Source organism: uncultured Intestinimonas sp. (genome assembly GCF_944387245.1).
Classification (GTDB): domain Bacteria; phylum Bacillota; class Clostridia; order Oscillospirales; family Oscillospiraceae; genus Intestinimonas.
This window is the reverse complement of record NZ_CALXEE010000095.1, coordinates 1-6,876: the sequence shown is the minus strand read 5'-3', so window position 1 is coordinate 6,876 and position 6,876 is coordinate 1. Positions and strand designations below refer to the sequence as shown.

Here is a 6,876-nt window from a genome sequence, read left to right as displayed (position 1 = left end):
ATTTTGACCCAGCGCCGCAAGGCGCTGGGCTTTCGTATTTTCTCAGGCCAAAATATCCGGCAGCAGATCGGACACCTCGGGGTAGAAGAGCAGCGCCCGGTCGATGCCCAAGGCCCCGGCCAGCCGCAGCTTTTTCCGGATGGAGCCGGCGTCGTCAAAGAGGACGAAGTGGGCGCCGCTCTGCCGGTTCATATAGGTGAAATACCGGGCGCACAGCTCATCGGAGAAGAAGATGGATGGGGAGAGTTCCTTTCGCTTGGCCGCCAGCTCCTCCCGGGTGAGGGGACGCCCCTGGCCGGTGGGAGAGGGGAGGAAGAAATCCTCCGCCGACCGCTCCACCGCCAGAGCCACCCGGCCGGTGCCGTAGCGCTCTGCCGCCTCACTGAGCCGCTGTCGGAGGCTGCCGCCGGAGAGGGCGGTGGGGATCAGGACCCGACCAACGGCGGTATGGCGGCCGTAGGGCTCTGAGACGTAAAAGCTCCGGTTCTGCCGGGCCAGCATGGGACCCAGTTGGGCCACTATGGAGGAGAGCAGGGGGAGGCTCCGGTCAAAGGCGCAGATGACGCCCCCGAACCCCCGGGCGGAACACTCCCGGACCACCTCCTGACAGAAGGTGTCTGGGACGCCCCGGCCGTCAAAGCCGCTGTCGTCGATGTACATGAGCCCGCCCCGGACCGGGATGGGTAGGTTGGACCGGAACAGGTGGGGGCCTCCCCCAACCCGGTAGGCCACGTGGGCCAGAGTGAGGCCGTAGGTCTGGGCCGCCGTCACCTCGTCCGGCGGGACGGCCAGAATCAGTTGGGATCTCGTTCCCATGCGCATTGCTCCCCCTTGTCCATTTTGTTGGAAACTGGTATAATGCAGTCTATGCGGACAAGATCAGTTTCATGAGGTGCAGTATGGCTTTTTCTCTCATCCCGGACGGGGTCTACCCCTCCGTCTATCAGATCGACGGCAAAGTCCTGGCCCGGCGGGGGATCACCCTGCTGTTGGCCGACCTGGACAATACCCTGGCAAAGTACACCCAGATGGAGCCGGACCAGGCCCTGCGGACCTGGAAAGATGATCTGGCGGCATCTGGGGTAGCGCTCTGTATCCTCTCCAACAGCCGAAAGCCGAATCGGGTGGAGTGTTTTGCGAAAGCGCTGGAGGTGCCATTTTTGGGCCATGCAGGCAAGCCCAAGTCCGGGGGCTTCCTCCGGGCCATGGAGCAGATGGGGCGCACCAGCGCCCAGACCGCCATGGTGGGAGATCAGATTTTTACCGATATTCTGGGCGCCAAGCGGACGGGGGTGCTTGCCCTCATGGTGGAGCCCATAGAGCTGGCCGGCAACCCCGGCCGTTACCTCCGGTACGCCGTAGAGGAGCCCTTCCGGGCCCTGGGGCGGCGCCGGACGAGGAAGGAGTGATCGTATCAGCGTACGATTCGGACCCGCCGGACAGGCGGAAAACTATAAGGGCAAGAGTTCGGTCAAATACCCTGCCTGGCTGGCAGAGCGGGGCCTGGACGCCTTTGAATACCAGTGCGGCAAGGGGGTCAATATAGGGGAGGAGACGGCCCGGGCCGTGGGTGAGGCCGCCAAGGCCAGCGGCATCGCGCTCTCCCTCCATGCCCCCTACTTCATCAATCTGGCCAACCCCGACCCGGAGAGTTTGAAGAAAAATACAGGCTACATCCTTGCCTCCTGTCAGGCGGCGGACTGGATGGGGGCTACACGGGTCACCGTCCACACCGGCGCCCTCATGAAGCGCACCCGGCGGGAGGCCCTGGACATCGCCTTAAAATCCCTGCGGGAGGTCATGGCGGTCTGCGACGGGGAGGGTTATGGCCATATCACCCTCTGCCCCGAGACCATGGGTAAGATTAACCAGCTGGGGGATCTGGACGAGGTGCTGGAGCTGTGCCAGCTGGACGAGCGGCTCCTGCCCTGCATCGACTTCGGCCACCTCTATGCCCGCTCCCTGGGGGAGCTGGAGGGCCTAGAAGCCACGGTGAAGATGCTGGACCGGGTGGAGGAGCTGCTGGGTCCCGACCGGGCCAGCCGTTTCCACAGTCACTTTTCCAAGATCGCCTTCACCCCCAACGGCGGGGAGAAGATCCACCTCACCTTCGACCAGGAGGACTTCGGGCCGGACCCGGCGCCCCTGATGGCGGAGCTGGCCCGACGGGACTGGAGCCCCACCATCATCTGTGAGTCGGCGGGCACCCAGGATGTGGACGCCCTGACCATGAAGGGGCTCTATCTGGACTGCATCGGCAAAAAAGCCCTGTGACCATACAAAATCAAGACGAAAGGAAGTCTTTGTTATGAACCATCTCAAAGCCATTGCGGCCAAGCTGCCGGAGTACGGCATCGACGCCATGCTGCTCAACAGTGAGCCCGGCGAGTTCTATGCCGTGGGCTTCCACGGCGAGGGCAACGTGGTGGTGACGCCGGAGGCCTGCTACTATTTCACCGACTCCCGGTACATCGAGGCCGCCAACGACCTCATCACCGGGGCCGAGATCACCATGACCGACCGGAACCGGAACTACCGTGCCATGGTCCAGGAGGTCATCGACAAGCACGGCATCCAGAAGCTGGGCTTCGAGGAGGAGTACATGTCGGTGTCCGCCTTCCACGTGTGGGAGGAGGGGCTCACCGCCGCCCTGGTGCCCGCCCAGAAGCTGGTCAATGACCTCCGGGCCGCCAAGGACGAGGAGGAGATCGCCCTCATGCTGAAGGCCCAGGAGATCACCGACAAGGCCTTTGACGAGATCTGCAAGTTCATCCAGCCCGGCATGACCGAGCAGGAGATCGCCGCCAAGCTCCAGTACGACATGCTCCGCTTCGGCGCCATGCGTATGTCCTTTGACCCCATCGTGGCCTCCGGCCCCAACGGCAGCAAGCCCCACGCCATCCCCGGTGAGCGGAAGGTCCAGAAGGGCGACTTCATCACCATGGACTTCGGCTGCGTCTACGGCGGCTATTGCTCCGACATGACCCGCACCGTAGCCCTGGGCGAGCCCACCGAGGAGATGAAGAAGGTCTACCAGATCGTGCTGGAGGCCCAGCTGGCCGGCATCGCCGTCACCAAGGCCGGCGTCCCGGGCAAGAGCATCGACGCCGCTGCCCGCAAGGTCATCGAGGACGCCGGCTACGGCGAGTACTTCGGCCACGGCTACGGCCACAGCGTGGGTATCGAAATCCACGAGTCCCCCAACGCCAACACCCGGGATGAGACCCTTCTGCCTGTGGGCACCGTCATGTCCGCCGAGCCGGGCATCTACCTGCCCGGGAAGTTCGGCGTCCGCATCGAAGATGTGACGGTTTTGACCGCGGACGGCTGCATTGATATCACCAAATCGCCCAAAGAACTGATCATTCTCTGAAAGTAGGGGAAAACCCCTTGCAAATCCGGGAATAATAGGGTAAAATAACTTAGATAATTCATGGGCAAGGGGCTATTGCGCCCCAACGTGGAAAAACAGAAGCTTCTTTTGGAGGATGAGTACCAATGCCTATTACTGCCAGTGATTTCCGTAACGGCGTGACCTTCGAGATGGACGGTCAGGTCATGCAGGTCGTGGAGTTCCAGCACGTGAAGCCCGGCAAGGGTGCCGCTTTCGTGCGGACCAAGATGAAGAACGTCATGACCGGCGCTGTCACCGAGACCTCCTTCAACCCCACCGCCAAGTTTGAGACCGCCTACGTGGAGCGCAAGGACATGGAGTACAGCTACAACGACGGCGACCTGTACTATTTCATGGACCCCGAGACCTTCGACCTGGTCCCCGTGAGCAAGGACACCCTGGGCGACGACTTCCGTTTCGTCAAGGAGAACATGCCCTGCAAGATCAACAGCTACAAGGGCAAGATCTTCATGGTGGAGCCCCCCACCTTCGTGGAGCTGGAGGTCACCGAGACCGATCCCGGCTTCCGCGGCGACACCGCCACCAACGTGACCAAGCCCGCCACCCTGGAGACCGGCGCTGAGATCAAGGTGCCCCTCTTCATCAACCCCGGCGACAAGATCAAGATCGACACCCGGTCCGGCGAGTACCTGGAGCGCTGCAAGAAGTAAGTCTTGGATCCCGACAACCAGGCCCTTTGTGGCCGCATGGATAAGGAGAGTTTATTATGACGATCACCGAGAAGGTCGCTTATCTGAAGGGTCTGGCCGACGGCCTCGCCATCGACACCGAGAAGTCCAAGGAGGGCAAGCTGATCTCCGTCATCATCGACATCCTGGAGGAGATGGGCATGTCCATCGAGGACCTGGAGGAGAACACCACCGCCCTGGGCGAGGAGCTGGACGCTGTGTCCGACGACCTGGCCGATGTGGAGGAGATCCTCTACGAGGACGATGAGGACGAGGACGACGACGGGTGCTGCTGCGGCGAGGACGACGAAGACTTCTTTGAGGTCGAGTGCCCCAACTGCCAGGAGCCCCTGGTCATCGACGAGGACGTGCTGGAGGCCGGCGTCATCGAGTGCCCCAACTGCCACAGCCAGTTTGCCGTGTCCGACGACTGCGACTGTGACGATGAGGACGGCTGCGGCTGTGACTGCGGCTGCGGTCACGACCACGACGAGGAGTAAGCCTCACACCTGATTTTTAATCGCCCGCCCGGCTTGACCGGGCGGGCGATTTTTCTTGTGCATATGAAAAAACCGGCCTGCCGCAATGAGCGGCAGGCCGGTTTTCTGTCTGGCGGATGTTACTTGGTGGCGATGTTGAGGACGCCGTCGGTGACGGTGACGGTGGCACCCAGCAGGGTGGCCAGGCCCTCAGCGGTGACGCAGTAGTTGCCGGGGCTCATAAGGGCGGCGGGGACCTCCACGGTCTGGCCGCCCACCTGGGCGGACAGGGTGGTTTCCACGGCGGTGGGGGACATGTTGCTGTCGGTTACAGCCTCGGCGGTGTAGGTGCCGCCCATGGTGAGGACCACGCTGTTGTCCCAGGACACGTCGAAGGCGGCGGCAGTGCCCTTCACGGCGAAGGCGATGTCACGGAGGCGGTAGTAGGTGACGGTGCCGTCAGCGGCTTCCACGGTGTAGGTGAAGGCCTTGCCCACGGCGGTGCCGTCCACGCTGATGTTGTTGGCCTGAGCGGCGGCATTGGCCTGGGCCTGGGCCGCCAGGGCATCGTAGTCGGCCAGGTTGTAGCTTGCGGCATAGGGGGTGTCCAGCAGGCCGTCGTTGATGTAGCTGATGAGCTCGGCCCGGCGGGGATCGTCCTCGCTCAGGTCCACGCCCACGATCTTCCAGTTGTTGTCCACCTCGGGGGCTACGGGGGAGTGCTCGGCGAAGTAGGCCACGATCATGTCGCGGATGGAGTTGGAGGACTCCCACTCCTTGGTGCCGGAGACGAGACCCTCAGTCTTCAGGGCGGAGGAGTAGCGGTAGTTGTTCACAGCCAGGGTCAGGGTCTGATCGTCCTGGAGGGGCTCGCCCTTGAACATGACGTTCTTGATGCGCTCACCCTTGGGCTGGGACAGGTCGATCTCATAGTCCACGCCGGCGAACATGTCGTAGAGGTAGTCGGGGTACTCGGGGTCGAAGGAGATGTTGATGTCCCCTTCCTTCCACTGGTTGTAGCACTCGGCGGACCACTCCATGTAGGCCTTCAGCTCGGCGCCGGTGACGGTGACCCGGTAAAGGGTGTTGTCGAACTTGTAGATGTCAAAGATGTTGCCGTAGTTGATGTCGCCGGCGGGCAGGTCGCTGGTGTCCTTGAAGAGGGCGGCGGCGGAGACGTCGGCGCCGGAGTTCTCCAGCTGGACCTTGTTGATGAGGTCCATGACGGCGGTGTCCATGACGCGGCCGGCGGGGATGCCGCGGATCTCGTTCTCAGGCTGGAACTTGGCGGTGGTGGAGCCCAGCGGAGGCAGAGGCTCGCCGCTCTCGTCGGTGCCGCCGGCGATGTAGTCGATGGTCTTCTGATGGGCCTCGGCCACCAGAGGAATGTCCCGGATCTCCTGGCTGGGGGTCACGTCGGTCATGTCCACCACTTCTACGGTGGCGTCCACCACGTTGTTGTCGGCGTCCAGGGTGAGGTCGAAGCGGGCAATGTCACGGCCGCCGTTGCGCACGCCGCCGATGACCACGTCGCCCTGCTTCTCGTTGACCACCACATGGTTGTGGGCCACCTGGAGCACGTCGATCTCCGGGTTATCGTCCAGGATCTTCTGGGCGGAATCGGAGCCGCCCTCCTCGTCAAACTCGGCGTACATGCCCATGTGGGCGGAGACCACGATCACGTCGGCCTGGTCGCCGATCTCGTCGATGGCTTTGCCAACGGCCACGTTGGCGGCCTCAAAGGTGGCGCCCTCGATGCCCTCCTTGCCGCCGTCCCAGATGGGCACGTCGGGGGTGACCACGCCGATGACGGCCACCTTCACGCCGTCCCGCTCCACAATGGTCCAGCCGGCGCCGGTGACCAGCTCGCCCTTCTCATCGGTGACGTTGGCGGCCAGTACCGGGAACTCAGCCTGACCCAGGATGGTCTGCATGGTGGGGATGCCCCAGTTGAACTCGTGGTTGCCCAGAGTCATGGCGTCATAGCCCATGTAGTTCATGGCGGAGATGACGGGGTGGGGCTCCTCGGGGGTCTTGTTGTAGAGGTCGTCGGTCATGATGGTGCCCTGGATGTCATCACCGGCGTCGATGAGGATGGTGTTGGGGTTCTCCGCACGCACCTGCTGGATGTAGGTGTACAGACGGGCCATGCCGTTGTTGGTGCTCTCGGCGTTGTCCTCGTAGGAAAAGCCCCAGATATTGCCGTGCATATCCGAGGTGCCCAGGATGGTGATATGCTTCTCACCGGTGTCGGCCTCGGCGGCCAGGGCAGCGGCGGGGAGCATGGATGCCGCCATGCTCAGGGTGAGCAGGA

The 6,876-nt window shown here is 63.0% G+C and carries 7 protein-coding genes; 5 read left to right on the top strand and 2 right to left on the bottom strand.

Translation table 11 applies throughout. The features are described 5' to 3' along the window. Positions 1-42: 42 nt before the first annotated feature. Positions 43-816, bottom strand: coding sequence for a hypothetical protein (locus Q0K15_RS10145; RefSeq protein ID WP_294515730.1), 774 nt, complete (start codon positions 814-816; stop codon positions 43-45). Positions 817-899: 83 nt separating this feature from the next. On the opposite strand from Q0K15_RS10145, the gene Q0K15_RS10140 reads away from it, so the two are divergent. The 5 genes from Q0K15_RS10140 to Q0K15_RS10120 all read left to right on the top strand — a co-directional run bounded on the left by Q0K15_RS10140 (position 900) and on the right by Q0K15_RS10120 (position 4,583). Next, a complete protein-coding gene (locus tag Q0K15_RS10140; protein ID WP_294515729.1) occupies positions 900-1,409 on the top strand; it encodes a YqeG family HAD IIIA-type phosphatase in 510 nt (169 codons plus the stop codon). 4 nt (positions 1,410-1,413) lie between these two features. Further along, positions 1,414-2,274 (top strand): TIM barrel protein, encoded by an 861-nt coding sequence (locus tag Q0K15_RS10135; protein WP_294515732.1) that lies wholly within the window; start codon positions 1,414-1,416, stop codon positions 2,272-2,274. Between the two features lie 34 nt (positions 2,275-2,308). After that, positions 2,309-3,373 (top strand): aminopeptidase P family protein, encoded by a 1,065-nt coding sequence (locus Q0K15_RS10130; protein WP_294515728.1) that lies wholly within the window; start codon positions 2,309-2,311, stop codon positions 3,371-3,373. Positions 3,374-3,498: 125 nt separating this feature from the next. After that, positions 3,499-4,065: an elongation factor P gene (efp, locus tag Q0K15_RS10125; RefSeq protein WP_294515727.1), complete on the top strand. Its 567-nt coding sequence runs from the start codon at positions 3,499-3,501 to the stop codon at positions 4,063-4,065. 56 nt (positions 4,066-4,121) lie between these two features. Then, complete coding sequence (locus Q0K15_RS10120; protein ID WP_294515726.1) at positions 4,122-4,583, top strand: CD1247 N-terminal domain-containing protein; 462 nt, start codon at positions 4,122-4,124, stop codon at positions 4,581-4,583. A gap of 119 nt (positions 4,584-4,702) precedes the next feature. Here the strand turns inward: Q0K15_RS10120 and Q0K15_RS10115 are convergent, their stop codons facing one another. After that, positions 4,703-6,859 (bottom strand): 5'-nucleotidase C-terminal domain-containing protein, encoded by a 2,157-nt coding sequence (locus tag Q0K15_RS10115; RefSeq protein WP_294515731.1) that lies wholly within the window; start codon positions 6,857-6,859, stop codon positions 4,703-4,705. Between the last annotated feature and the right edge of the window lie 17 nt (positions 6,860-6,876).